This is a genomic window from Gemella sp. 27098_8_149, assembly GCF_041433745.1.
GTDB lineage: Bacteria > Bacillota > Bacilli > Staphylococcales > Gemellaceae > Gemella.
The window spans coordinates 14,110-40,625 of record NZ_JAPWCB010000012.1 but is presented as its reverse complement, the minus strand read 5'-3'; the positions used below and the strand labels follow the sequence as shown (position 1 = coordinate 40,625).

16 protein-coding genes are annotated in these 26,516 nt (G+C 34.4%); 14 read left to right on the top strand and 2 right to left on the bottom strand.

From position 1 onward, the window contains the following. The first annotated feature begins 26 nt into the window (after positions 1 to 26). Together O3801_RS06190 and lplA are read left to right on the top strand one after the other, a co-directional pair. Positions 27 to 1,199 carry an NADH-dependent flavin oxidoreductase gene (locus tag O3801_RS06190; RefSeq protein ID WP_294683383.1) on the top strand — a complete coding sequence of 391 codons (1,173 nt, stop codon included), beginning with the start codon at positions 27 to 29 and terminating at the stop codon, positions 1,197 to 1,199. A gap of 138 nt (positions 1,200 to 1,337) precedes the next feature. Next, the gene (lplA, locus tag O3801_RS06185; protein WP_294683384.1) at positions 1,338 to 2,360 is read left to right on the top strand and encodes a lipoate--protein ligase; all 1,023 of its coding nucleotides are present in this window, start codon (positions 1,338 to 1,340) and stop codon (positions 2,358 to 2,360) included. Between the two features lie 208 nt (positions 2,361 to 2,568). Here lplA and O3801_RS06180 read toward each other — a convergent pair whose 3' ends face one another. Next, positions 2,569 to 3,483, bottom strand: coding sequence for an Rpn family recombination-promoting nuclease/putative transposase (locus O3801_RS06180; RefSeq protein WP_371454415.1), 915 nt, complete (start codon positions 3,481 to 3,483; stop codon positions 2,569 to 2,571). Between the two features lie 294 nt (positions 3,484 to 3,777). On the opposite strand from O3801_RS06180, the gene O3801_RS06175 reads away from it, so the two are divergent. The 4 genes from O3801_RS06175 (at position 3,778) to O3801_RS06160 (ending at position 6,638) form a co-directional block, all read left to right on the top strand. After that, positions 3,778 to 4,113, top strand: coding sequence for a glycine cleavage system H family protein (locus tag O3801_RS06175; protein WP_060914166.1), 336 nt, complete (start codon positions 3,778 to 3,780; stop codon positions 4,111 to 4,113). Between the two features lie 283 nt (positions 4,114 to 4,396). Then, on the top strand, positions 4,397 to 5,116 hold the full coding sequence (locus O3801_RS06170) for a YebC/PmpR family DNA-binding transcriptional regulator (protein ID WP_003144482.1): 720 nt from the start codon (positions 4,397 to 4,399) through the stop codon (positions 5,114 to 5,116). 7 nt (positions 5,117 to 5,123) lie between these two features. Beyond that, positions 5,124 to 5,717, top strand: a complete 594-nt coding sequence (locus tag O3801_RS06165) for an RDD family protein (protein WP_294683386.1) — start codon at positions 5,124 to 5,126, stop codon at positions 5,715 to 5,717. A gap of 171 nt (positions 5,718 to 5,888) precedes the next feature. Further along, a complete protein-coding gene (locus O3801_RS06160; RefSeq protein ID WP_294683387.1) occupies positions 5,889 to 6,638 on the top strand; it encodes a DeoR/GlpR family DNA-binding transcription regulator in 750 nt (249 codons plus the stop codon). A 154-nt stretch (positions 6,639 to 6,792) separates the two neighbouring features. Here O3801_RS06160 and O3801_RS06155 read toward each other — a convergent pair whose 3' ends face one another. Continuing rightward, positions 6,793 to 13,206: a ZmpA/ZmpB/ZmpC family metallo-endopeptidase gene (locus O3801_RS06155; RefSeq protein WP_371454414.1), complete on the bottom strand. Its 6,414-nt coding sequence runs from the start codon at positions 13,204 to 13,206 to the stop codon at positions 6,793 to 6,795. A 479-nt stretch (positions 13,207 to 13,685) separates the two neighbouring features. Between O3801_RS06155 and O3801_RS06150 the strand changes: the two genes are divergently transcribed. The 8 genes from O3801_RS06150 (at position 13,686) to O3801_RS06115 (ending at position 26,365) form a co-directional block, all read left to right on the top strand. After that, complete coding sequence (locus tag O3801_RS06150; RefSeq protein WP_294683389.1) at positions 13,686 to 14,861, top strand: CD0519/CD1768 family membrane protein; 1,176 nt, start codon at positions 13,686 to 13,688, stop codon at positions 14,859 to 14,861. A gap of 189 nt (positions 14,862 to 15,050) precedes the next feature. Beyond that, positions 15,051 to 16,037, top strand: coding sequence for a YeiH family protein (locus O3801_RS06145; RefSeq protein WP_371454413.1), 987 nt, complete (start codon positions 15,051 to 15,053; stop codon positions 16,035 to 16,037). Positions 16,038 to 16,113: 76 nt separating this feature from the next. After that, positions 16,114 to 17,040: a nitronate monooxygenase gene (locus tag O3801_RS06140; RefSeq protein WP_371454412.1), complete on the top strand. Its 927-nt coding sequence runs from the start codon at positions 16,114 to 16,116 to the stop codon at positions 17,038 to 17,040. Positions 17,041 to 17,747: 707 nt separating this feature from the next. Beyond that, the gene (locus O3801_RS06135; RefSeq protein WP_371454411.1) at positions 17,748 to 21,341 is read left to right on the top strand and encodes an AAA family ATPase; all 3,594 of its coding nucleotides are present in this window, start codon (positions 17,748 to 17,750) and stop codon (positions 21,339 to 21,341) included. Next, positions 21,334 to 22,110 carry a hypothetical protein gene (locus O3801_RS06130; protein ID WP_371454410.1) on the top strand — a complete coding sequence of 259 codons (777 nt, stop codon included), beginning with the start codon at positions 21,334 to 21,336 and terminating at the stop codon, positions 22,108 to 22,110. Before O3801_RS06135 ends, O3801_RS06130 begins: the two co-directional genes overlap by 8 nt. 565 nt (positions 22,111 to 22,675) lie before the next feature. Continuing rightward, a complete protein-coding gene (locus tag O3801_RS06125; RefSeq protein ID WP_371454409.1) occupies positions 22,676 to 23,431 on the top strand; it encodes a DeoR/GlpR family DNA-binding transcription regulator in 756 nt (251 codons plus the stop codon). 2 nt (positions 23,432 to 23,433) lie between these two features. Next, the gene (locus O3801_RS06120; RefSeq protein WP_371454408.1) at positions 23,434 to 24,351 is read left to right on the top strand and encodes a 1-phosphofructokinase family hexose kinase; all 918 of its coding nucleotides are present in this window, start codon (positions 23,434 to 23,436) and stop codon (positions 24,349 to 24,351) included. 73 nt (positions 24,352 to 24,424) lie between these two features. Beyond that, positions 24,425 to 26,365, top strand: a complete 1,941-nt coding sequence (locus O3801_RS06115) for a PTS fructose transporter subunit IIABC (protein ID WP_371454407.1) — start codon at positions 24,425 to 24,427, stop codon at positions 26,363 to 26,365. The last annotated feature ends 151 nt before the right edge of the window (positions 26,366 to 26,516 follow it).

The window sequence follows — 26,516 nt, the reverse complement described above, 5'->3', positions numbered from 1 at the left end:
AAACTATGTAAAAGAGGTGTGAGTTTATGGAAAAATTATTAACTCCCATAAAACTAGCAAACGGTGTTCAGTTAGAAAATAGGTTCGTACTATCACCGATGACGACTAATTCTTCTACAAAAGATGGAATTATAACAAAAGAGGATTTGGATTATGCTTTAAGACGTGCGAAGTCGGCGCCGCTACAAGTAACTGGTGCGGCTTATGTCGATGTTGATGGGCAGTTGTTCGAGTTTGGTTTCGGAGCACATGATGATAGCTGTATTCCAGGACTCACTAAGATGGCGAATGCTATGCAGGACGCTGGAGCAAAGGCTATTCTGCAACTGACTTATTCAGGTGCGGGTGCGAATTACTATGGGGTAAATCATAAAGTTTATGGTCCTAGTAAGTTGAAATTGCATCTTCCGTTTGAACATGAGGTAGAAGAGTTGTCTCATGAGATGATCGATGAGATTAAACAAAAATACAAAGATGCTACGAGAAGAGCGATACGCGCAGGTTTTGCAGGGGTAGAAATATCAACAGCACAAAAACTAATGTTACAGACGTTTTTCTCAACAGTATCGAATAAACGCCATGATGAATATGGTGTAGATTCATTAGAAAATAGAGCTCGATTCATCCTTGAAGTGTTTGAAGAGGTATATGAAGTTATAAAAAATGAAGCACCTGAAGATTTTATTCTAGGATATAGAGCGACTCCAGAAGAAACGCGTGGTGCGATAATTGGTTATACTGTCGAAGAGTTCAATCAACTTACAGATTGGATACTAGAAAGAGTGCCGTTATCTTATATTGCGATAGCGAGTTGGGGTCAAAATATTTATCTAAATAAAGTTCGTGCTGAAGGTCCTAACGAAGGGCGTTTGATTAATGAGGTAGTTCATGAACATCTAGCAGGACGTGTTCCTTTGATGGCAACTGGTGGAATTAATAGTATAGAAAAAAGTCGTGAAGCTATTATGCATGCTGAGATGATAGGTTTATCTAGTGTCTTTGTTGCTGAACCGGACTTTGTAGCTAAATTCCGAGAAAATCGTGAGGAAGATATTAATCTAGATGTAGGTGTGGAGGATATTGAAAGACTAGCGATACCAAAAGCTGCGTTTAAAGACATCGTGCTTATGATGGACTACGGTAAGAGTCTGCCACAACACACTAGAGATGAATTTAGAAAATTAGAAGAAAATTACTAAGAATCTCTCCATGATAGAAGAGTGAAAATAGTAACTAAAGAATGAAAAACTATTAAGGCGAAGCGGCTACTGTTAAGTAAGGGGAAACTTAGATAATGGTAGCTGCTTGTGTTGTAATGTGAAAAATGAGGAGTGCTTATGTATTTAATAGAGCCAATAAGAAATGGACAATATATTTACGACGGGGCAGTAGCCTTAGCAATACAAGTACATGTTTTGAATAAATTGAATTTAGATGAGGATATTATATTTCCTTATTGTTGCAAACCGAAGGTACAGATAGGATTATTCCAAAACGCAGAAAAAGAGATTAACCATGAGTACATGAAAACCCACGGAATTACCCTTGTTAGACGTGATACAGGAGGGGGAACGGTATTTTTAGACGAAGGTGCTGTGAATATCTGCCTTATTATGAGTGGCGATAGTAATGTCTATGGTAATTTTAAAAAGTTCTATGAACCAGCGGTAAATATCCTACATGATTTAGGTGTGAGTGAGGTTGAACAAACAGGACGAAATGACCTTGTTGTCGATGGAAAGAAAGTTAGCGGAGCTGCGATGACTCTTGTTAATGGAAAAATTTACGGAGGATATACGCTACTTTTAGATATTGATTATGATGCGATGGTTAATGTACTAACACCTAATCGTAAGAAAATTGAATCAAAAGGAATTGACTCGGTGAGAAGTAGGGTTACTGGTCTTAGAGAGTATTTAGATGAGGAGTATAAAGATTTATCTGTAGTAGATTTCAAAGATTTATACCTATGTCGACTATTTAATTGTGAAAGACTAGAAGACATAAAACGTTATGAACTTACAGAAGAAGATTGGCGAGAAATCGATGAGTTACTTTCTAAAAAATATCAAAACTGGGATTGGAATTACGGAAAATCACCGCGTTATAATTACAACAGAGATGCTCGTCTAGGAATTGGAACTGTCGAATTCAATCTGGAAGTAGAAGCGGGACGAATTACAAAAGCTAAGATTTACGGAGACTTTTTCGGAAAAGGTAATGTTGCTGATGTCGAGGAAAAACTAATCGGAGTAAGGGTAAAGGAAGAAGACTTACTAGAAGCATTAGAAAGTATAGACTTAGTACACTATTTCGGAAAAGTAGAAGCACAAGAATTGGTAGATTTGATATTGAGTTAAGGTGGTAGCTAATAAAAAAGTGAAAGTGAATATAATAGACTAGGTAAACCTTTGACATTAGAAGAATTACCGTGTTAAAAAGTAGATAAGTGAATTGGATGAGTATATTCACATATAAATACGAAAAGCAACTGAAGGGCAATTTCAGTTGCTTTTTTAGTAGAATAATTAAAGTGAACTACGTATGTTGTATCTAAATAAGAGATTTCTATAAGTAGTGTTCGAATTCCTGCTCACTTAGATTTAATTTTTGTGCCCCTAACTCTTTTGAGATTATACCTTCTTTTACTAAGTTCACTATTGTTGTTATTTTTCCTTGTTCAATCCCTTGTTCAATCCCTTGTTCAATCCCTTGAGCAAGACCTTTAGCTTGCGCTTCCTCTTGAGCATAAATCAAAGAAGCCCAGTAGTGATCTTGTTGTCTTGTTACTTCATCATACATAAGTTTTTCCTCCTTACTCCAGTTTCTAAGATTTAATAAATTATCGGCTTGGATAAGAATATCATCGGGTTCATTTGTATACTGTTTATTCCCGAAAAATTCTAACCATCTAATTTTCTTATAATCATTTTTCAAGTTTTCTTTGTATTTTTTTAGTTCTAAAAATACTATTTTTAACAATGGCATTTCTTTAATATCATTATCTACATACATTTTCAACTCAGTATTTCTAGTTTCTTCTTTGATTAAAAAAGTACTAATAGCCTCATCGCCATCAAAATAATTTTGATCGACAATAGCTGCCACATAAACAGGTGGTAGCTTCTTATAAATAGCTAGTTTCTCATTCTCTTTTTGCTTTAGTCTTTCTAAATTGTCATTTACCTGCTTACATAAATAAGCCCAAACACGATTAATGAAAAATACCTGTTTAGCTAGTTGAACTTCGATAATTACCTGTGCGTGATTGTCCAGTTCTACAAGAATATCAACTGCTATATTGAAATCAGAGTCTACATTACTATTTGCCGTAAAGATTTGATTTCCTTCAATAAGTTTCGCACTTTTTGCGGGTAAATCAAAAATGTCTTTTACAAATTGTAAAGCTACTTCCTCATTACGAAATACCTTTTTAACAACTAAATCATAAATAGGTTTTATATTTTTATGTCGCTCTCCCATTTTAATACGCCTCCCTTGCGCTGTTACTTAAAGTATATCACATATGTACCGTTAATGCGAATGTTAAAGGGTAGGGGATGTAGAGTATATTGTTAGTTGATTTTTAAAAAAACTAGAGTCAATTTACAGTTTAGTTCTAATTGAAATTAAAAATCAATTTCTGTAGAATTAAAGTTTTTGTTGATTTTTTTTTATTTAGAATGTATAATATGCCTTTGAGTAAAAAAATCAGTGCTGAATTATAGCGCCGATTCTCAAGAAAACTTATAAAAAAGAAAGAAAGAAGGTTGTAAAATGAAAAAATTAGCAAAAGCTTTATGGATTGAAAAGAACGAAGGAGTTTACATTGTTGGACCAACAGCTGAATTACAAGATGACGTTGGTACTGTAGGATTCGTAGAATTTTCAAAAAATGAAAAATTAGCAAAAGATGATGTTATCTTACGTTTAGAAGCATCAAAAACTGTATTAGACGTTAACGCACCATTAGCTGGTGATGTAGTAGAATACAACAAAAAAGCTGAAGAAGAGCCAACTGTATTAAACTCAGCTGATCCAAAAGAATCTTGGATCGTTAAATTAACAAACGTTGATGAAGCTGAATTTAACAAATTACCAGACTACAAATAATAACATTTGTTATTTAATAGATTCGGTGTATAAGAATTTTCTTATATGCCGAATTTTTTATGTTGAAAACTTTTAATACGGATAAAATTCCACTAGAAAATAACCATATTTAATATTAAGATAAAATTCAAAAGAAGATAGCTAAATTACTTAGTCGATGCTTGAAAAAATAAGCTAAATATAGTAATATAGAGTGGTATGTAATAACTTTCTAGCCATTTTTTGGTGAGAAAAATTACTATTATGGAAAATATTTATATAAAGAAAGAGAGATTAAAAGACTATGGGTCGTAAATGGAATAATATTAAAGAAAAAAAAGCGGCAAAAGACGCTAACACTAGTAAGATTTATGCTAAATTTGGACGTGAAATCTACCAAGCAGCGAAAACTGGAGAACCAGATCCAGAAAGTAACAGAAATCTAAAAGTAGTTTTAGAAAGAGCGAAAACTTACCGTGTTCCTAAAAATATTATTGACCGTGCTATTGAAAAAGCAAAAGGTGGAAGTGAAGAAAACTACGATGAATTACGTTATGAAGGTTTCGGTGTAAGTGGAACAATGGTAATCATCGATACTCTTACAAACAACGTAAACCGTACAGCTGCTGAAGTACGTACAGCATTAGGTAAAAACGGAGGTAACTTAGGTGTTACTGGTTCTGTTAACTACATGTTCGACAACACTGCGGTAATCGGTGTTGAAGGTAAAAGTGCCGATGAATTATTAGAAATCCTTATGGAAGCTGATATCGATGCTCGTGATATTATCGAAGAAGATGAATTAACATTAGTATACGGTGAACCAGAAAACTTCCACGAAATTCAAGAAGCTCTAAAAGCTGCTGGAATCGAAGAGTTTGAAGTTGCTGAGATTTCAATGATTCCTCAAAACGAAGTAACATTAAGTGAAGAAGACAAAGCTAAATTCGAAAGAATGTTAGAAATGCTTGATGACTGTGAAGATGTTCAACAAGTATACCACAACGTTGATTTAGAAGCTTAGGTGAATCATGGTAAAAAAGATTAAAAAAAATAGCTCATATAGCTATAATGACAGAAATATAAAGCCAACATTAAGTGATATTTCAGGTCCAATAGAAGAACCAATATTAGATATAAACGGAGAATCAGCGTCAATCGTTAAACGTTTCTTTGCATATCTAATTGACTTAGCTATTTACTTGCCGATAGCTTTTGTATTCCAGTATACTACTGCGAATTTACGAGCTCAAGGTGGAGCGGAAAATGAAAGAAACGCGTTATATATGACGATTTCAATAGTTATTTTTGCGGTTCTTTTATACGGATACTTACCACAAAGATGGAAGGGTCAAACAATCGGGAAAAAACTTCTTAAAATAAGATTAGTTCCTACTGACAACAAGAAAATTGAATTTTCTAGATACTTAATCAGAGAATTCTTAATTAAAGTTACAGTAGGTTGGGCTGCGGTACCAGTTTCAGCGCTATTCTGGCTGTATGAAACATATATACTAAAACGTAAAGATTCAATAATGCTGTATGACAGACTGTTGAATGTACGAGTAGTTGCAGCAACAGAGCAACCAAAAGAAGAAAAAACACAAGAAGATAAAGAAAAATAATAATGAGAACTAGTTACTCCAGGTTTGCATAAACCTAGATGTAGCTAGTTTTTTTATTTTTATGTTAGAATTAACGTTCGTTTTCATGTTTTTTTATGTTTTCAGTTTTATATTTTCAAAAAAAGTGTTAAAATATAGATGTTAAATTTATAAGTTGAGAGTGGAGAAAAGATGTTAAAAATAGACAGACATAGTTATATACTAGACGAGTTGAAAACTAAACATTTAGTACGAGTAAGTAAACTTGCTCATGATATGAAAGTGACAGAAATGACAATACGCCGTGATCTACAAGAATTAGAAGATTATGGGCATCTTACTAGAATTCACGGTGGAGCAAAATTAAAACCAAAAAACTTTTATCAAGAAGATAATTATAATAAAAAGATTTCTGTAAATGTTGAAGAGAAAAAACAAATAGCAAGAAAAGTAGCAGAGCTAATTAAAGATAATGAGACTATTTTTATCGGTCCTGGAAGTACAACGAGTTACTTATCAGAATTTTTACAAGATAAAAATCTTAATATAGTAACCAATTCATTAACGGTATTTGAACAGTTCAAAGATAACCCTTCTTGTGATCTTATCTTCATAGGGGGAAGATATCGTCAAAAAACAAAAGGATTTATAGGGTATTTCACGCAAGATGCACTTAGTAAAATAAGTGTTAATAAGGCGTTTGTGGGAGTAAATGGTATAGATTTAGAAAAAGTGACTATCTCAGATGAAGAAGAAGGACGTTGTAACGAGACTATTCTTAATAATGCTACAGAACGTTATGTGCTAGCAGATCATAGTAAGTTTTCAACACATGCATTTTACACATTTTTCCAACTCAAAGATCTAACAGCTATCATCAGTGATGATGTTCTTGATGAAAATATTAAAGATCAATACAGAAAAGAAGTAGAAATAATATAAAAACAGTAATTCAGGACTTGAAAATTAGTCCTGAATTTTTTATGAGTCTTGAGGTTATGTAGTTTACGTAATTTCGCCGTTCGAAGAGACACTATTTGAAATATTAAAAAACCTAGACTTAGAATTTTCTAAATCTAGGTTTTTGTTATTCAAATTATGATTTGAAGATAGAAGTTTTAAAGCTGTTTGTTTGTTGAAGAAGTTTTTTGTATAGTTTCTCTTTAAGTGCAACAGTATTGTCAGATTTAACTGCTCCATTTTTAAGAGTTGCTTTATCTTTTTCAACTGCTTCAGCAAATGCACGTTTTAAGTCTTCGTAGCTACTGTATGTAGTGCCGTCGATTGTAACAGGGTTAAATCCTGCTTTAGCTTTATCAACAACTTCTTTGAAGTATGCTTTCTTCCAATCTTCTAGGTTGTTAAATTTACCGTCAGAAATCTTATTGATGATGAAGTCATCACCTAGAGTATCTTTACCGGCTTTTTTAGATTCTGCTTTTAACATATTAGAAGCGTAGTTTAAGAATCCTTTTTCATATCCGTAGTAACCCCAAATTCTGAATGTGTTATGTTTGAATGACATTGATCCTGGAGCACCTTCACTTGTGTTACCTCCGTAGATAGCTGCAGTAATAGGTACAGTTACGTAGGCAGTTCCAAATCCAGTTGGATCATAGATAGCATTACCTGGACCATGTTTAGTCATGAAGTTTTTATCTACTAAGTCGTTAACAGAGTTTAACTCATATCCTTTTTCTTCTTCATTTAGGTCTCTAACTTCATCGTATTGGTTCTTCGTATTAGCGTTACGTAATTTCTTAGCAACTTTCTTGAACCAAGCGTTGTTTAGTTCTTTACTGTGTTTCTCAATTACAGCTTCCCCTTCAAGGTAATCAAGAAGCATTAATGTGTCGTTGAAACCTTTCATGTAATGATCGATTTCCGCGCGAGATGTAAGGTCGTTTGGATTAGTGTTATACCATTGGTTTCCGTCGTTTGGACGTTCGTAGGCCATATTTAATCCAAGTGCTTTAAAGTCGCCATTTGGACTTGTTTCAGCAGGTGATTGTAACATACCTTGTGCGAATGCCTCTAGGTCAGTTCCTTCACGGTGTCTTGAGCCACCTAAGTAAACCATACGGTCGTTTACGTGAGTAGTTTCGTGAGTGAACGCTGAGATACCGAAATCACTAATCATATCAGTAACCATGAAGAATACAGAATCATCTTTATAAGGGTTACCGTAAATACGAGCTACAGCTCCCATACGCCAGTCAGTTGCGTGGTAACGACCTGTTGGTCCATATAATTCACGGATAGGAGCTACGTCTTTACCACTATTAGTGTGTCCATATTTATCTGTGCTGATTCCTTTGTAATTTTGGTTATCTAGCACTGGTGTTGGTACCATGTTGTTGCTCTTAAGTAGTTGGTTACGAACTTTATCTAATGATAGACGAGACCAGAAGTCTAGGTAATTTTGTTGACCTTTAGCTACTTTATCGATTTCTTTCTTGAATGCTTCACGTTCTGCTGCTGTGTTCTTACCGTATTTCTCGAATGAACTGTAAGCCATAGTGTTGTATGTTGAGATTAAGAACATATGAGCATCTTTCAAGTTAAGAAGTGGCAGAATCATCTTACCGTGCATGTCATTATTTAATCCTTCGTACGCTCTGTGTTTCTTATCAGCAAATTCAGGTGTTGTAGTTTTCGGTTCAACAATATATACATTATCTTTAGTTGCTTTTATGAACCAATCGTTTAAGTCAGTATCACTTGTGAATAGACGCATATTATAGTCTAAGAAACTGTTTAACTCACCTATACCGATAGTTCCACCGATAGCTTCGCGATAAGCTTCTAAAGTTCTATCACCTTTAATGTTACTTTCTTTAGAACCAACTTTAATCAAGAAGTCTAAGACACTAACGTTCTTACCATAGAAGTCAGGTTTGAATAGCATTAATTCTTTAATGTTAAAGTTATCGAATTTAACTCCGTAGTAGCGGTTTAAGTAAGCTAATCCAAGAAGAACTGCAGCTTTATTGTCATCAATTTTCTTAATTAATGCACGTTTAGCAGCTTCATCAGTATTTAGTTGATGGTCTTCATTTTGAACTAACTTAGTAACGAATTTATTAAGGTTATCTTTAACATACTTGAAGCTTTCTTCTAAGTAAAGATCCTTAATTGCATTTACTTTGTTACCACCTGTTCTTCCTAAAAGTTGATAAACAGGATCAGATTGTAATTCTACTGGACTTAATTTGCTTTCGATAGCACTAATTAAATCGCTACGCTCTTTATCAACGATGTTAGGAGTATAAACTATTTCTCCAAGTTCAGCGATACTATATTCTTTAACTTGTTTCACTTGAGATTCTTTAGGTGAGATGTTAAAGATTTCTTTTGTCTTATCAGCATAGTGAACGATAATGCGGTTGGCATCGCCAAGTTCAGTTACGAATTCATTATCTTTCATTGCAGTAACAGATAAAACTTCTGTAGTTAATAATTTAGAACCAGCTGGAATCTTGTTACCTTGGTTAACGATCCACTCCTTATTATAGAACGGTTGAAGTTTTTCAATGTTACGGTAAGCAAGTTCGCGCTCAGCGTTGTAGTCTTCTGTATCTTTATAAGTGTCAGCTTTTGGTTTGATGTTGTTAAGTGTATTAACTACTGGTTCGTTAATTGCATATTCATGAGCAGTGATTCCCATTTTAGCAAATTTTTCTAATGCTTGAGCTTCAGTAATACCTTTAATTTGTTTAGATTTGTTGTATGAAGATAATCCTGTAGCTACATCAGTTACATAAAAGTTATTCTTGAAGTTATCGAATCCGAAGTATGAATCTCCAGTGTCAACTGAACTTGCTCCATACATGATTTCTCCGTTTGTAACTTTCATCATACTAACGTTGTTTTCAACCCATCCCCAGTCATAGTTTTCGTGGATTAAACCACCACTTTGACCGTGGTTTTTAAGTGTCATAGTACCTTTAACAAATGAATTTGTTAATCTACCACGTTGTTTGAAATCGTTAGGGTTTCCACCGTGGTTAACTTTAGCGACAAGTCCACCGAATTTAGAGTTGTTACCTACAATATCACCATCGAAATAAACGCTATCTGTATTACTTCTCCAGCTTTCACTTACAAGACCTCCAGACCACCAAGATTTATCTCCAAGACTGTTAATCTTACCGATAAATGCAACGTTACGCATATTTGATTCATCAAGTTTGTTAACCATACCGGTAACATCGTTGTTACCTACAACATTACCTGTTACCTTAATATTTTCGATATTTGAGTTTTTGAACATTTCACCAAGAGGTGCAACTTTATTGTCCCCAGGTAAGTTAATATCTACATTACCTAAGTTAATATCATGAACATGGGCATTTTCGACTCTACCAAATAGAGGACGTGCTAAGTTATGGATAGTAAATCTTCCACCATCATTACTTAGTAATTTACCTTTGAATGTTGTAGTTACATAAGATTTCCCATTAGGTTTTACATTAGCTGCATTAAGATCTGCACCAAGTTTAAACTCTCCAGTAGGGTTAGCTTGCATGTCTTTTACAAGTTCGTTGAAGTTATAGTAAACATTACCTTCTTTTAATTTTTGTTTTTCGAAGTAATGAACGTACTCATTAGCTAATTTAGAAGCATCTGTGTGTTGAACTAAATCAGGAGCAGTTGCAGTAACTTTGTATAAAGTTTTTCCATCTTTAACTACTTCTTCAACTTTATCAACAGATAGTCTTGTCACTTTGTTATCATGAGTTGTAACTCGTAGGTAAAGTGGTGCAACATTCGCTGGTTTTTCTGAAAGTAGACTGATGTCAGTTTCGTTACCTTCAGGATCAACGCTTATTAAACTTGTTTCTTTAATGTTTTTAATTTCAACTTTTTTAAGATCTAATTGAATTGGTTGATCTTCTAAAGTTTCAGTTTCTTCACCATTACCTCTATCGTAAACCATGGTAGTAGATAGAGTATATTTTTGGTAGTATTTTAGATTATCTAATAATGCATCTAAGTTGTTTTCTGATAAATTGATTGTCTTAACAACTTGTCCATCTTTTTTCAGAGTAGCTGTGATTGATTTAATTTTTGTCTTAGTTGGATTTTCTAGAGAATACTTAGCAACCACTTCTTTATCTAATACTTTCTTGTTAGTATTTATGAATTTTAGTATTGGTTTTTCTGTTAATGGAACTAAGTTTTTGATAGCTTCTTCTAATTTTTTAGTAGCTGCATTTACTTTGCTTTGAGTAGTAGCTACATCTGCATTTACAGGGTTTGCTGCTGCAAGAGCTTCTTCTAAAGCTTTCCATGTTTGAGTAGTGTATTCTTCTTTACGTTTGCTGTTAGCTGTGTTAATAGCATTTTGTAATGCAGTTTTATCTACAGCAAGAGCCTTAATAGCGTCTTGAAGAGCTTTAGTAGCCGCATCTATTTCACTTTGTTTAGGAAGTGGAGTAGTTTGGTTGTTGATTTCTTTGGCTTTTATTTCAGCGTTTTTGAAATCATTCCAAGTTTTAGGGCTATAATCAGCTTCTTGTTTAGTATTTGCAATTGATATTTGTTCTTGTAATTTTGTTTTATCAACATTAAGAGCATCGATAGCAGCTTTAAGTTTTTTAGCAGCTTCATCAATTTGATCTTGAGTAGCGGTAGCGTTATCCTCTACCGCTTGAGCAGCTTTTTTCGCTTCTTCTAATGCAGACCAAGTTGCAGGGCTGAAGTCTGTAGAAACTTTAGAGTTGGCAGATGCTAGTTGTTTTTCAAGTTCAGTCTTATCTGTATTTAATCCAGCAATAGCGGCTTTAAGTTTTTCGTTAATGTGGTCTACTTCGCTTTGTTTTGCTGCTGGGTTGCTTGTAACTTTTTCAGCTTCAGCTAATACAGATTGAAGATTTGCCCAAGTTGCATCGCTGTAGTGTTCTTTAGTTTTTGATTTCGCATCAGCGATAGTTTTGTTTAAGTACGTTTTGTCGACGTTTAGAGCATCGATAGCAGCTTTAAGTTTAGCAGTCTCGTTATCTACTTCTGGTTGTTTTACAGAGTTAGAAGCGTAGACATTTTGTGCAGCTGCTAAAATTGGTTTAAGAGCTTCGTAGCTTGCAGCTGAATAATCAGCAGGAACAAGCGCAAGAGCTCTATCGATTTGAGCTTTTAATGCTGTTTTATCAACTTTTTCCTCAGGTTTAGTCTCTTCAGGTTTTTCAGGTTGAGTTGGTTTAGTTTCCTCTGGTTTAACAGGTTGAGGAGCTGAAACTGCTTCTTCCTTAGTTCCAACAGCGATAACTTTGTTCACAGGTTGTTTAGTGATTGTATTTTCTAGTACTTTGCTAGTTTGTTTACCATCAACAGTAGTTACCTCTGTTAAAATAGTACGTTCCCCGTTAACCCCTTCTTGAACAACTTTAGTTTGTCCTTTAGGTAAAGTAGCATCATTTTGAGTGATAGTTTGGAATGGAACTACTTCTGTAGAAGTTACAACTTCAGGTTTTACAGATGGTTTTTTTTCTCCTTCAGTAGGTGTTACTTTAGTTGTTGGAGTAACGACTGGAGTAGGTGCAACTTCCTCTTTAGTACCAATAGCAATTACTTTATCTACAGGTTGTTTTGTAATTGAAGTTTTGATAACTTTGCTAGATTGTTTACCATCAACAGTAGTCACTTCGCTAAATACGATTTGTTCACCGTTAACCCCTTCTTGAACAACTTTAGTTTGCCCTTTAGGAAGAGTAGCATCAGCTTGTTCTACAGTTTTGAAAGGAACAGCTTCAGTAGTAGATTTAAGTTCAGGTTTGTTTTCTACTAATGTTTTAGGTGCTACTTCAGGTGTAGTTTTATATTCAACTTTAGGTGTTGGAGTTGGTTCTGGTTGAGGTTGTGTCGGCTCAACGATAGGTTGCGTTTGTTTTGGTAGGACTTTTTGTTCTGGTTGAGGTAATCCGCCTAAATCGCTAAGTGTGAAATATCCAACATAACGATATCCATCGATGTTGATTACACCATTCGCAAGTTCACTAGAATTAGCAACTGTTGTTTGTGTGTTGTAGCGTACTAATTCTTTGTTTTCGAAAGCGAATGATTGATAAGGCATAACCATGCTTTGTCCCATAGCTCCGATTAACACAACGCTAAGAACTTTGTTTCTGTGTTTTTTCGACATTAGAAGAACTACTAATACTGCAGTCCCAATTCCAAGTCCAGCTACAGGTAGTGAACTTTGTCCAGTATTTGGTAATGATTTAATTTCTGTAGAAGGTTTAGCTTCTTTTTTATAAACCATGTAGTATGTTTCGTTGTTTTTTACATTTTCAGGTATACTTCTCTTGATTAAGCTTTTTTCAGCTTCGGTCAATTCATTTTCAGCTAAGTAAGTATACTTAACGCTTGAGTTGTTTTCATTGGCAAGCGCTTCGCTCGGTGCATGACTTCCAAAAAATAAAGCCCCGATAACAACCGGTGCTGCACCAAGAGATAATTTTCTAATTGAAAACTTTAAAATTTTATTATTATTTTCATTTTTCAATCGCATTAAATTTTTTCTCCTATACATTTTTTTGTTGCTCCTTAATTCTACCAAAAAAGGCGTGTTATTGCAATTAATCTAGCTTACATAAACTGATGAAAATTTGATAATTATTTTAGTTTTAAAAAGTTTAGAATGGTAAATATTGTTATTTTATATAAAAGTTAGCTCTATAGAATATATAAAAATAAAATATGTTAAGACAGAAGTATAGTAAATGATAAAATTTATAAAAAATTAACTTTTATAAAAAGAGTGGATTATAGTTTGTTGACATATATTGTGTATAGGAAATAATAGTTAGTTTATTAGTCAACGTACGTGTATTGAAAGGGAAGGTTTAAATAGTTACTAAAATATTGAAATAGTTGCGACTACATAGGTTTTATGGTATAATATATAAATTAAATTGTATTATTACAGTTTGAGGAGATTGAATTTGAAATTAAAATATTAGAATAAAAAATTATGAAAGGAAGATTTTTATGGGCGAAGAAACAACAAAAAAACATAAAAAGAATGTAGTTGTTAAAAAGGCTGTAAGCTTAGAAACATTTGTCTTTTTAGCAATATTCTTCTCGATATTTGGACTGATGGCGAGAAAAATGGGAACACCGCTTATGTTTAAAACAATGATGGCAACAGCTCATGATTTATTACTGAATACAGTATTTTTCATTATGGCGATGGCTGTTATTGCCGGAGCTATGAGTGCTCTGTTATCAGAGTTCGGGGCAATAGCGTTAATTAATAAAATATTTGCACCGCTTATGAAACCTCTTTGGGGAATGCCTGGGGCCAGTGTAACTGGAGCAGTAGCGACGTACTTATCAGATAACCCAGCAATTATTCCATTCTCAAAAGATAAACGTTTTATAGCTTTCTTCAAAAAATACCAAGTTCCAGCATTATGTAACTTAGGGACAGCATTCGGTATGGGACTTATTGTAACGATGTTTATGATGGGGCAAGGAGCTGGTTTCGTTAAAGCCGCGATTATCGGAAATGTCGGAGCTATTATAGGAAGTATAATAAGTGTACGTCTAATGTTAAGACAAACTAAGAAATACTACGGAGACGAAGCTGAAGATCCAGTTGTAGATGCTGAAGTTGAAGGTCAATCACTAGATAAAGTTAGAATCGTGCGTGATGGTAACTTATTCCAACGTACATTAGATACTATCTTAGAAGGTGGAAAAGTGGGGGTAGAAATGGGTATGGCGATTATTCCAGGAGTACTTATCGTTTGTACTTTTGTAATGATGTTAACATTCAAAATGCCTGCTGGAGGATATACTGGAGCAGCGTATGAAGGAGTTGGATTCCTACCTTGGTTAGGTGAGAAATTAAGATTTATTCTTGAACCACTATTTGGATTCCATTCTGCAGAAGCAATTGCCTTCCCAATCACAGCGTTAGGAGCTGTAGGAGGAGCAATCTCATTAGTACCAGAATTCTTAAGAAGTGGTCTTATCGGACCAAATGATATCGCAGTATTTACAGCGATGGGAATGTGCTGGAGTGGATACTTAAGTACACACATCGGTATGATGGATGCACTTGGAGTTAGAAAACTATCTTCAAAAGCCATTCTTTCTCACACAATAGGTGGTATAGTCGCAGGAATTGTAGCCCACTACTTATTCGTACTATTAGGGTAATAGAATTATAAAAGACGTAGCTTTGAAAGTTACGTCTTTCTTTGTTGTTAGAAAATTTTAGAAATTTTTATTTGAAAAACCATTGATGGACGTTATTAATTCTTATGATTCCTTGAAGAGAAGTACTGGAAGTAGTATAATTAAACTATATGTACTTTTTTACAAATATTATAAAAGGGGAAATCTTTTATGGAAAGATTTAAGAGTGTTAATTTTTATTATACCTTAGGTATAATGTTAGTCATTTCGTTAGCTGCGAAATATCTTGCGCAAGTACCAGCGTTAAAACTTTTTGGACACTTGGTAATTGCACTTGTTATCGGTATGGCGCTACAAATGTCAAAAGGATTGAAAGAACAGGTTAAGGCGGATATTCCGTTTATAAGTAATAAGTTCTTGCGCCTTGGGATAATTTTATTAGGATTTAAGTTGGCGTTAGATAGACTTTTAGCCGAAGGGAAGAAAACATTAGTTGTTGCCTTCTTTATTGTACTATTCATGATTACTTTAACGTACTTTATGTGCCGAGCGTTTAAAGTAGATCATGAACTTGCATTGCTTTCTTCATGTGGTTGTGGTATCTGTGGTGCTGCGGCTGTCATGGGGGTAAGTGGTCAACTTCGTGCGAAAACTGATAACAGTGTCCTTGCTGTTGCGGTAGTTGCGATTTTAGGTACAGTGTTTACCTTGATAGAAGTAGCCTTACAACCTTATTTAGGGCTCGATGCGTATAGCTACGGAGTATTTACTGGAGGAAGTCTTCATGAAATAGCTCACGCAGTTGCGGCAGGTGGTGCAGGTGGACAAGTAGCTCTTGATGCTGCGATTCTTGCTAAGTTGTCACGTGTTCTTATGCTTATTGTTGTAGCGGGAGTGCTGATTGTTGTTAATAAAAAAACTCAAGATGAAACAAAAGGTAAAGTTCCAATGCCGTACTTTATTTTAGGATTTATCTTTATGAGTATTTTAGGAAGCTATGTTACTTTCTTAAAACCTCTAGCGCCTTACTTCGTTGATGCAGCGTATATCTTCTTAGGTATGGCGATGGCAGCTCTTGGCATGAGTGTTAACTTTAAAGTTATTAAAGAACGAGGTGCACGAGTATTCACAGCGTGCTTCTTATCATCAGCAATCTTGATGATAGTTTGCTACGTAGTTGCTAGATTTATTTTCTAATGAGAAGATTAAGAGTGTTTTCTAGGAAGAGTAGCTAGGTGGAATAAAAATAAAAAATCAATAGAGGAGAACATTTATGACAATTACTAATCTTTTAGGGATAAAGTATCCGATTTTTCAAGGGGCGATGGCGCAAATTGCGCGTCATGAACTTGTTTCTGCTGTTTCTAATGCTGGGGCGTTAGGAATACTAGCCTCAGGAGGAGTGAGTCCTGAAGAACTACGCAAAGAGATTCAACAGTGTAAAGAGCTTACTGATAGACCATTTGCGGTTAATCTAATGCTTATGATGCCGAATATCGATGAAATAATCGATGTTGTTATTGAAGAAGGTGTTAAAATCGTCACAACAGGAGCAGGAACACCTAGAAAGTTCATGCCACGCCTAAAAGAAGCTGGGATAAAAGTTATTCCGGTTATTCCTTCTGTGAAAGCTGCGAAGAAAATGGAAGAGTTAGGTTGTGATGCGATTGTTGTCGAAGGAATGGAAGCTGGAGGACATGTTGGAACTAGCACGACTATGGCGCTATTGCCGCAAGTAACAAGTGCGGTGAATATCCCGGTTATTGCGGCTGGTGGTATTGCTGATGGACGTGGAATGGCTGCGGCATATTGCTTAGGAGCGAGTGGAGTTCAGATGGGAACTGTATTCTTAGCTTCAGAAGAATGTCCGGTGACAGATGCATATAAAAATATGATCTTAGAAGCGGTTGATACATCTACTACCTTAACTGGAGAAAAATTCGGAGCGCCTGTGCGTGGTATTAAAAATGAACTTACAAAAAGATATCATGAACTAGAAGAACAATCTTCAACTCTTATGGAGTTAGAAGAGTTGACATTAGGGTCGTTAAGACGCGCTGTATATGATGGAGATGTGGAAAACGGTTCTGTTATGGCAGGACAAATCGCAGGACTAGTTAATGAAATTCGTCCGGTTAAGAACATAATAAAAGATGTAATAAAAGAAGCGCGAGAAGTGTTGAAAAAAACAGAAATATAAGATAATAAGATTTTTTTGGCATTTGATGAAGTTCAGCAATAATTTTAAAAAAGAATAATATTACAAAGATATAAAAACAACAAAACTATCCCTGGAGGAATATTTATCATAAAAATATGATATTAGCCTCTAGGGATTTTTCGTAATTAACATAAATAAACTAAGAAAAACAAAGAGAGATTATATAGATATAAAATAACATATTTTTTATTATGTTTAGCAGATTGAAAGTAGTTAAAATATCCTATTTTTTCTTGATAACATGCTTGTTTATTAGAATTAATATATTTCTATTTTGTCCCTGTAGCTGTTGAATAATTCATGCTTTTTTGATAAAATAGTAGAGATAATTATTATTCTAGCATAGAGTTTATTGTTAAATAATTAATTTAAGTAAAAATCTATTTTTAGTGAAATAAAACAGCTCTCTAATGCAAATACTGAATAAATTTTAGGTACATCGAAATTTTAAATTGTTATTGAATATTAGAGTCAAAATGAAATCAAAAAATTTATTTTTAAATGTAGTAAAGAGTAGAGTAAGAGATAGAGAATGTCATCTCTTATTTTTATTTGGTGAAAAGTGTGTGGGTTTTAGATGGTATTTTTTAGCTAATTGTAGAAAATTAAAGTATTAATATATGAAATAGTTATTTTTGTAGTTAATAAAGTAAGAGACAGTAGTTGAAAATAATTTAGATAAATTAATGAAAGGAAAAGTTTGTATGGGAAGATATATAGTAGGTAATGGTTCTGATACGTGGAATCTGGCGGATGCATATGCTGCTGTTGTAGATGGCGATATCATTGAATTTGAAAGAGACTTCAGCTTTAATTTATCAGGTGATAGTTGGGTTATTGAAAAGAATATTACCGTTTGTGGTTATGTTGAGATGAATGAAAATGGTGGAAGAATGCTATTTAGTTCATTTTATGGGAAAATTGTAATAGCGGAAAATGCGGATGTAGTAATAGAAGATATGTGTCTGTATTCTAATAAAGCAACTACGACTGTAGTTGTAAGAAAAGGGGGTAAATTAAAGTTAGCAGGTTCTATTATAGGAACGAGTGTAACTGATAATGACTATGACTTAATTTGGAACAATGGTGGGCAATTAGACATAGACAATATAACACTTACATTAGAAGGGAAATCAAAATTAATAGCAGTTACAAATAAGGGTATATTAAATATTAGAAATAGTAATAATTTATTTATGGTTTTTTCTACCGATTCAGAAACAAGTATAGTTAATAGCAGAATTATTAATCACACAGGTAATGGAATCAATTCTAAACAATCAAAATTAGAAATAATAGATTCATATATAGAAGGTAGTCCAGCCGATGTAGAAAAACGATATCCAGTTGTCTGGGGAGGTAATAGTAAAGTTGTTATAAAAAATTCAACAATCATACAACCACAGTATACAACTGCGATTTTTATACGCGATAATTCAAGCTTGGAATTAGAGAATAGTCTAGTGTCAAATATGGGAATAGTTGGAAGTCGAGCTATATTACGTGACAATATTATATCAGAGGTACTTTCTATCGGAGATTTTAGTTTATGTATTTCTGAGGGAGAGTTAGATATTAAAGGTGAAAATTCAGAAAAAATAGATATAGCAGTAGATGACAACTCTGTGTTTAGTGCTGAGAATTTAATTTTGAATAGAATCGCTTATCCAAATGTGAATGTATTTGGTAATTCATTAGTGCGAATTAAAGAACTATATACAGAAAATGTAGATAAAAAAGACCTGAATTTTAAAACAGATGATTTGAGTGAAATTATTGACTTAGATAGTTTAACTAAAGAAGAAAGTGTAGCAACAGAAAACGATCCGTCAACTGGAAAAGTTAAAGAAAGTGTTCCTACTATCCAACAACTTGATAATCTTATTGGTCTTAGAAGAGTTAAGGAAGAAGTTTCTAAGATGTTACGTATAGTTGATTTTAACAATAAGAGAATAGCTCAAGGGCATACTCCAGAAAAACAAGCATTGCATGCAGTATTCGTAGGTAACCCAGGGACAGGGAAAACTACTGTTGCGCGTTTAATGGGTAAAATCTTATTTGAAAAAGGAGTTTTACCAGGAAGAGATGGAAAATGCGTCTTTGTAGAAGCGAAAGAATCAGACTTGATTTCATCTAATGTTGGTGGTACAGCGTTACAAACTAGAAGGTTATTAGACAAAGCCTTAGGTGGGGTGTTGTTTATAGATGAAGCCTATACTCTAGATAAAAAAGGTAACGTGAATTTTGGTATTGAGGCAATTAATACAATTTTAGCGTTTATGGAAGATTATCGTGATGAAATAATGATAATCTTTGCAGGTTATACAAAAGAAATGGATCAATTTTTAAAATCAAATCCAGGATTAAAATCTCGTGTACCGAATACATTTGATTTCGAAGACTATTCACCAGATGAGATTGTTCAGATCGGTAATAAATATCTAGAAAGCAAGAGTTATGTATTAGAAGATCAATCTTATTACAATAATTATGTTAAGAATGCGTATAAAGCATCCCTAGATAAGAGTAATGCGAGATGGATCAGAAATACAAATGAAAGCATCTTAAAAGCTTTAGCGAGTCGAGTTATTGAAAATGATGATGATGACGTTACAACAATTAAAAATATTGATATTGAAGCTGTTAAGAACATCGGAAGATATGAAGATGATGGAACTAAAAAAGATGCGATGGCAGAACTTAATAAACTTATTGGAATTAAGAAAGTTAAAGAACAAGTTGAAAACTTCGTTGCTTTTGCAGAAATCAATAAAAAGCGTGAGGAACAAGGGATGGTTGGCTCGTCATTCTCATTACATTCTCTATTCTTAGGTAACCCAGGAACAGGTAAGACTACTGTTGCTAGATTAGTAGGGGAAGTATTGTATCAAAAAGGTGTAATAGCTAAAAATAAACTTATAGAAGTAACTAGAACAGATTTAGTAGGAACTCATATAGGGCATACTGCGGTTAAAACACGAGAAGTATTGGAAAGTGCTTTAGGCGGAGTACTGTTTGTAGATGAGGCGTATACATTAAATAGTGGAAGCAGTAATGACTTCGGACAAGAAGCGTTAGATGAAATTCTTAAATTCATGGAAGATCACAGAGACGACATCGTAATAATCTTCGCAGGATATACGAAAGAAATGGGAGAGTTCTTAAATATGAACTCAGGATTACGTAGTAGAATTCCGAATACATTTGATTTCGAAGATTATACAGAAGAAGAAATTGTAGGAATAGGTCTTCTAGGATTAGATAGATACAATTACAAACTAGATCGAGAGTACTATAGTCAAGTAATTAAAAATCTTTACAAGAATAATGACGGAAGTAATGGTCGTTGGATAAGAAATATAAATGAAAAAATCATTACAAATATGTCGACACGAGTAGCGCGTGAAGGTGGGGAAGTTCTTGATGAAATAACAAATGAAGATATCGGTAAATTAGTTGAGCAGGATGTTAGAGATATATCTGAAAAAGATGCTATGACAGAACTTAACAAACTTATTGGAATTAAGAAAGTTAAAGAGCAGGTTGAACAATTTGTTGCACTTGCAGAAGTCAATAAGAGACGTGCTGAACAAGGAAAAACAAATTCATCGTTTTCATTACACTCAATGTTCTTAGGTAACCCAGGAACAGGTAAGACAACTGTAGCTAGATTAGTAGGAAAAGTTCTGTATCAAAAAGGTGTAATATCTGAGGATAAACTTGTAGAAGTAAGTAGAACAGACTTAGTGGCAGGATACGTAGGTCAAACAACTGAAAAAACTCGAAAAGTTTTAGAAAGTGCCCTAGGAGGAGTGTTATTTATAGATGAAGCTTACACGTTAAATAGTGGAGGTAGTAATGATTTTGGCCAAGAAGCACTAGATGAGATTCTTAAGTTTATGGAAGATCACAGAGATGATATCGTAATAATCTTTGCAGGATATACAAAAGAAATGGGAGAGTTCTTGAATATGAACTCAGGATTACGTAGTAGAATTCCGAATACATTTGATTTTGAAGACTATAGAGAAGAAGAAATCGTAGAGATTGGACTTCTAGGATTAGATAAATATGGTTATGAGCTGGACCGCGAATACTATGGAGAAGTAGTTAAAAATCTATACAGAAATAATGACGGAAGTAATGGTCGTTGGGTAAGAAATATAAATGAAAAAATCATTACTAATATGTCGACTCGTATAGCGCGAGAAGGTGGAGATAACCTTGATGAAATAACAAATGAAGATATAGAAAAAGTAAAGGAGAGAATTGATGGCTAATAAAGACGATGTGGTAGTACCACCGAAAAAAGATGATGTAGTGGCACCGCCCAAAAAAGACGATGTAGTAGCGCCACCAAAAAGGCCGAGTGATGTTGTAGCACCACCAAAAAGGGATGATATAGTAGCGCCACCAAAAAGGCCGAGTGATGTAGTAGCGCCACCGCAAAGACCAAGTGATGTTGTAGCACCACCACAGAGACCAAGTGATGTAGTAGCGCCGCCGCAAAGACCAGGTAATGTGGTAGCACCACCACAGAATGGTCGAAACGCAGGACAAACACAAATGAATGAAGATAAAATTAAAACTCCTAAAATGGGGATTAAGTTCTATTTATCAGGATATTTAATTTGGATGCTATTGATATTTGTTGTATTTGGAAGTTTTGGTGATTTTACAAAAGTGATACTAACGCTTTATATAGCGGCTTCAAACTTTACGTATTGTTGGTTTGCGGATTATCAAAGATATAAAGGTGGTCCAGGATCACAATTATTCCAAAGATATTACTCAATATCAGCGAGTGCTTCGATCGCAAGCGGAATGAATCATACTACAGGAAGTGTGAAAAAAACATGGACTGGTGGTTATAAAATGAGCTCAAGAAGAAGTATATCAGATACAGTAACAACATTCTTGTTAACGTATCTTGCAATGGAATTATTAAAATTATTAATAAACATACCTATTGCGTTCTACACATTATTCACTCACCAAAAAACGTTAAGAAAATATACTGCTTTAATAGAAGAAAGAGGAGACTATTAATTAACTGAGGGAGTGGCTCAAAAATTGTAATTTCGAAAAAATCGATTTTATTGAGTCTACCGAATTAATATATTTTCCTTCTGAAATTAAGAAAACACTCAAAGAAATAATTTTTAATTAATTATTCTTTGGGTGTTTTTAACATGAATTCTTGTTTTTTCTAATTTGATAATTTTACTACTCTAAAGTATAATACTCACGAGTAGTAAAAAATTGATTAAACTAAATTAAAAAATAATTTTGCGGATTAAGTGGAAAACAGTATTTAGATGCTTATTTTAGATTATAGATACTAGAAATCGCTCATAAGTTGCGCGAAAAAATCTTCACAGTGAGAATTTGAAAAAATTAACTAGGGTTCATTTATCTCCGTCATGAAAACTCTTTAGAAATAACTTTGAAAAAATAAAAAACGCTCATTATTTAGAAAAACAATCAAATATTAAAACTAAAACGCTCATTTTAATCATTAATTCTGATTATTTATGAGTGTTTTTGCTTGAATTTGATTGAATAGCTATATTATATTAGATATAATAATCAATGGGAGTTAGGAGAGAAGAAAATGTTGAATGAAAGATGGAATAAGATTTTAGATTTATTAGATGAGAGAGGTTCATTGAATCTAAAGGAGTTGATGGAGCATTGTAATGTTTCAGAAGCTACAATAAGACGAGATCTTACGAATCTAGAAGATAAAAATTTATTATATAGAACACATGGTGGAGCGATGAAACGCTCAGCGGCCCGAGGTAGTGAAGAAAGTGTCGAAGCGAAACGTGCAGACTTCCTACAGGAAAAAAGAGCAGTCGCGAAGTACCTTTGCGATAATATCTTACAATCAGGACAGACGATTTATCTTGATGCGGGGACATCGACATATGAAATGATAGAATACCTTCGTGATAGAAGGATCACTGTTGTGACGAATTCAACATATCATTTACCGAAACTTATTAATAATAAAATTCATACGATAATCTTAGGTGGGACGATAAAACATTCTACTCAAGCTGTCATCGGTTCTGTCGCTATTGAACAACTGAAGAAATATAGTTTTGATATTTGCTTTGTAGGTTGCAATGGAGTAGATGAGAGTTTTGGGATTACAACTGCTGAAGAGAATGAAGCATTTATAAAAGCTACGGCGTTAAAAAACGGTAAGAGGAAATACATTCTTGCCGATAAATCAAAATTCGGTCATAGAAAATTCCAAAAATTTGCTGAATTGGACGATGTGATTATAGTATCGTATGAAGTTCCAGAAGAATATAAGAAATTTGAAAATATAATAGAAGTAAAAAGTATAAAGGAGGACTAACAGTGTATTATACAATTACTTTAAACCCAGCTGTTGACATGCTGACAACGGCGGAAAATTTCTCACTTGGGAAACTAAATAGAACACAAGAAGCGAAGTACGTAGTAGGTGGAAAAGGTATTAATATTTCTATCTTACTAAACAACGTTGATGTTGATAGTAAAGCGTGGGGGTTTGTCGCAGGATTCACGGGATATTTTATAAAATCAGAACTAGATAACTTAGGTGTAAAACATGATTTTGTAGAAACACGTGGAGCTACTAGAATCAATATGAAGTTAACTACAGAAACTGAGACAGAAATTAACGGTCAAAGTAGTAGTGTAAATCTAGATAACGTGAGTGACTTCTTTACAAAACTAGAAGTATTGACGAAAGAAGATGTAGTATTCTTATCAGGTAATGTTATCGCGGGGATGGGTGTTGAAGACTTTAAAGCAATCGCTAAGAAAGTATCGGCATCAGGGGCAACATTAGTTGTAGATAGTAATAAGGAGTTAGTGTTAGACACACTTCAGTATAAACCGTTTGTAGTTAAGCCGAATGAATTCGAACTTGGTGAAATGTTTGGTGTAACTTTAAATAGTATAGAAGAAATCTTACAATACGCTGAAAAACTACAAGAACGCGGTGCGAAAAACGTCCTTGTTTCACGTGGAGCAGACGGAGCTTTACTACTAACTGAAGATAAAGAAGTATTCGAAGTTAACGTAGCTAAAGGTAAAATAGTATCGACTGTTGCGGCAGGAGATAGTATGCTTGCGATGTTCGTTGCAAAATACAACGAAACAAAAGATTACCAAGAAGCCCTACGCTATGCATCGGCTGCAGGTGGTGCGACATCATTCTCAGTAGGAGTAGGAAGTAAAAAGCTAATTGAAGAATTACTACCACAAATCGAAGTTAAGAAATTAAAATAAAATTTTAATAAATTATTTATAGAAAAAAATAAAATATTTCCTCGGAAATATATAATTAACAAAGGAGAAAGAAATGAAATTAACAGATGTTCTAAATTATGACTTAGTTCAATTCGGATTCAGCGCTGCTGACAAAAAAGAAGCTCTGGACAAACTAACAAGTATGTTAGTGGAAAAAAATATTATCGCTAGTAAAGAAAACTTCTTAAATGCCTTACTAGCTCGTGAAGCTCAATCAACTACAGGAGTAGGAGAAAACGTAGCTATCCCTCACGCAAAAAGTGCAGACTTCAACAAAGCAATGATTGTTTACGCGAAAAGTGACGAAGGTGTTGAGTGGGAAAGTTTTGATGGACAACCTGCAAAACACATCTTTATGATCTGTGCACCAGACGGTGGAGCAGACGAGCACCTTAAAGCGCTAGCTTCACTATCACAAGCTCTTATGGATGCAGATGTAAAAGCAGAATTAGATAAAGCTACTACGAAAGCAGATGTAGAAAAAGTATTTTCAGACTTCGTAGCGAAAACAGAAGCTCCAAAAGAAGAAAAACCAACAGCTCCAAGTGGAGAAAAACCATATATCATTGCGGTAACAGCTTGTCCAACAGGTATTGCTCACACATTCATGGCTGCAGAAAAAATCAAAGAAACAGCTAAAGCGATGGGGCTAGATGTTAAAGTAGAAACAAATGGTCAAATCGGTGTAGAAAACAAACTTACAAAAGAAGATATCGAAAGAGCAGCGGGAATCATCGTTGCGGCTGATAAAAAAGTGGAAGTTGCACGTTTTGATGGACGTCCAACAATTATGACAAAAGTAGCTGATGGAATTAACAAACCAGAAGAACTTATCCAAACAATCTTAGATGGAAAAGCTCCTATTTACAAACACGACGGAGCTGTAGATGCTTCAGAAGATTCTTCAGCAAATGAAAGTATCGGACGTCGTGCTTACAAACACCTAATGGAAGGTGTAAGTAACATGCTACCATTCGTAGTAGCTGGTGGTATTCTTATCGCATTATCATTCATCTGGGGTATTAACTCATTTGATCCGAAAGACCCATCTTACAACAAAGTTGCAGAAGTGTTATTCTACTTTGGTAAAATTTCATTTAGTATGATGTTACCAATCCTAGCTGGATTCATCGGTCGCTCTATCGCTGACCGTCCTGGATTTATCGTTGGTATGATCGGTGGTATTTTGGCAGACCCAAGTATTTTAGGTCTGAAAAGTGACTTATTAGCGTACACTCCTTCAGGATTCTTAGGAGCATTGGTAGCCGGGTTCTTAGCTGGTGGAATTATCCACGTGTTAAAAATTGCATTCAGCTGGATGCCTCGTTCATTAGATGGTATTAAGCCAATCTTCCTATTCCCTATCTTAGGTTCGCTAATTATGGGATTACTAATGATCTTCCTAATTAACGCGCCAATGGCAAGTGTAATGGAAGGATTAAAACACTTTATTGAAAGTCTTAACGGAAGCGGTAAATTCATCCTTGGATTCGTAGTAGCTGCTATGATGGCTATCGATATGGGTGGTCCAATTAACAAAGCTGCTTACGTAACAGGAACAGCTCTGTTAACATCTGCAGGTTCAGCAGGAAGTGACGTAATGGCTGCGGTTATGATCGGTGGTATGGTACCTCCATTAGCAATCGCTGTATCAGCAACAATCAACAAAAACATCTGGCCAAAAGCTCAACGTAGTGGAGCATTAGTAAACTACGTAATGGGATTATCATTCATTACAGAAGGAGCTATCCCATTTGCAGCAAGTAACCCAGCACGTGTTATTCCACCATTATTCATCTCAAGTGGTATCGCTGGAGCGTTAAGTATGACTTTCGGAATTGTATCGAAAGCTCCGCACGGAGGAATCTTCGCTGTTCTTGCCCGTGCAGTAAGTAACCCGCTTATGTATCTATTAGCTTTAGTAATCGGTGCAGTATTAGGTGCATTACTACTAATCGCATCATTAAGCTTTGGTAAAAAGATAGTAGAATAAGATATTAAATTAAATATAATATAGTAGAAAACACTACTTCAGTGCAAACTGAGGTGGTGTTTTTTTAACTATAATGAATTTTATAAGTTATAAAACTAAGTCCATAGAGAAGTAATTTTTAAAGAATATATAATTATATAGAAGAAAAACA

Bases quoted from the DNA above. Each gene is read 5' to 3' on its own strand.
- O3801_RS06165 (WP_294683386.1), top strand. From the start codon at position 5,124: ATGGTAAAAAAGATTAAAAAAAATAGCTCATATAGCTATAATGACAGA.
- O3801_RS06150 (WP_294683389.1), top strand. From the start codon at position 13,686: ATGGGCGAAGAAACAACAAAAAAACATAAAAAGAATGTAGTTGTTAAA.
- O3801_RS06125 (WP_371454409.1), top strand. From the start codon at position 22,676: ATGTTGAATGAAAGATGGAATAAGATTTTAGATTTATTAGATGAGAGA.
- O3801_RS06180 (WP_371454415.1), bottom strand. From the start codon at position 3,483: ATGGGAGAGCGACATAAAAATATAAAACCTATTTATGATTTAGTTGTT.
- O3801_RS06155 (WP_371454414.1), bottom strand. From the start codon at position 13,206: ATGCGATTGAAAAATGAAAATAATAATAAAATTTTAAAGTTTTCAATT.
- O3801_RS06130 (WP_371454410.1), top strand. From the start codon at position 21,334: ATGGCTAATAAAGACGATGTGGTAGTACCACCGAAAAAAGATGATGTA.
- O3801_RS06135 (WP_371454411.1), top strand. From the start codon at position 17,748: ATGAAAGGAAAAGTTTGTATGGGAAGATATATAGTAGGTAATGGTTCT.
- O3801_RS06170 (WP_003144482.1), top strand. From the start codon at position 4,397: ATGGGTCGTAAATGGAATAATATTAAAGAAAAAAAAGCGGCAAAAGAC.
- O3801_RS06175 (WP_060914166.1), top strand. From the start codon at position 3,778: ATGAAAAAATTAGCAAAAGCTTTATGGATTGAAAAGAACGAAGGAGTT.
- O3801_RS06145 (WP_371454413.1), top strand. From the start codon at position 15,051: ATGGAAAGATTTAAGAGTGTTAATTTTTATTATACCTTAGGTATAATG.
- O3801_RS06140 (WP_371454412.1), top strand. From the start codon at position 16,114: ATGACAATTACTAATCTTTTAGGGATAAAGTATCCGATTTTTCAAGGG.
- O3801_RS06160 (WP_294683387.1), top strand. From the start codon at position 5,889: ATGTTAAAAATAGACAGACATAGTTATATACTAGACGAGTTGAAAACT.
- lplA (WP_294683384.1), top strand. From the start codon at position 1,338: ATGTATTTAATAGAGCCAATAAGAAATGGACAATATATTTACGACGGG.
- O3801_RS06190 (WP_294683383.1), top strand. From the start codon at position 27: ATGGAAAAATTATTAACTCCCATAAAACTAGCAAACGGTGTTCAGTTA.
- O3801_RS06115 (WP_371454407.1), top strand. From the start codon at position 24,425: ATGAAATTAACAGATGTTCTAAATTATGACTTAGTTCAATTCGGATTC.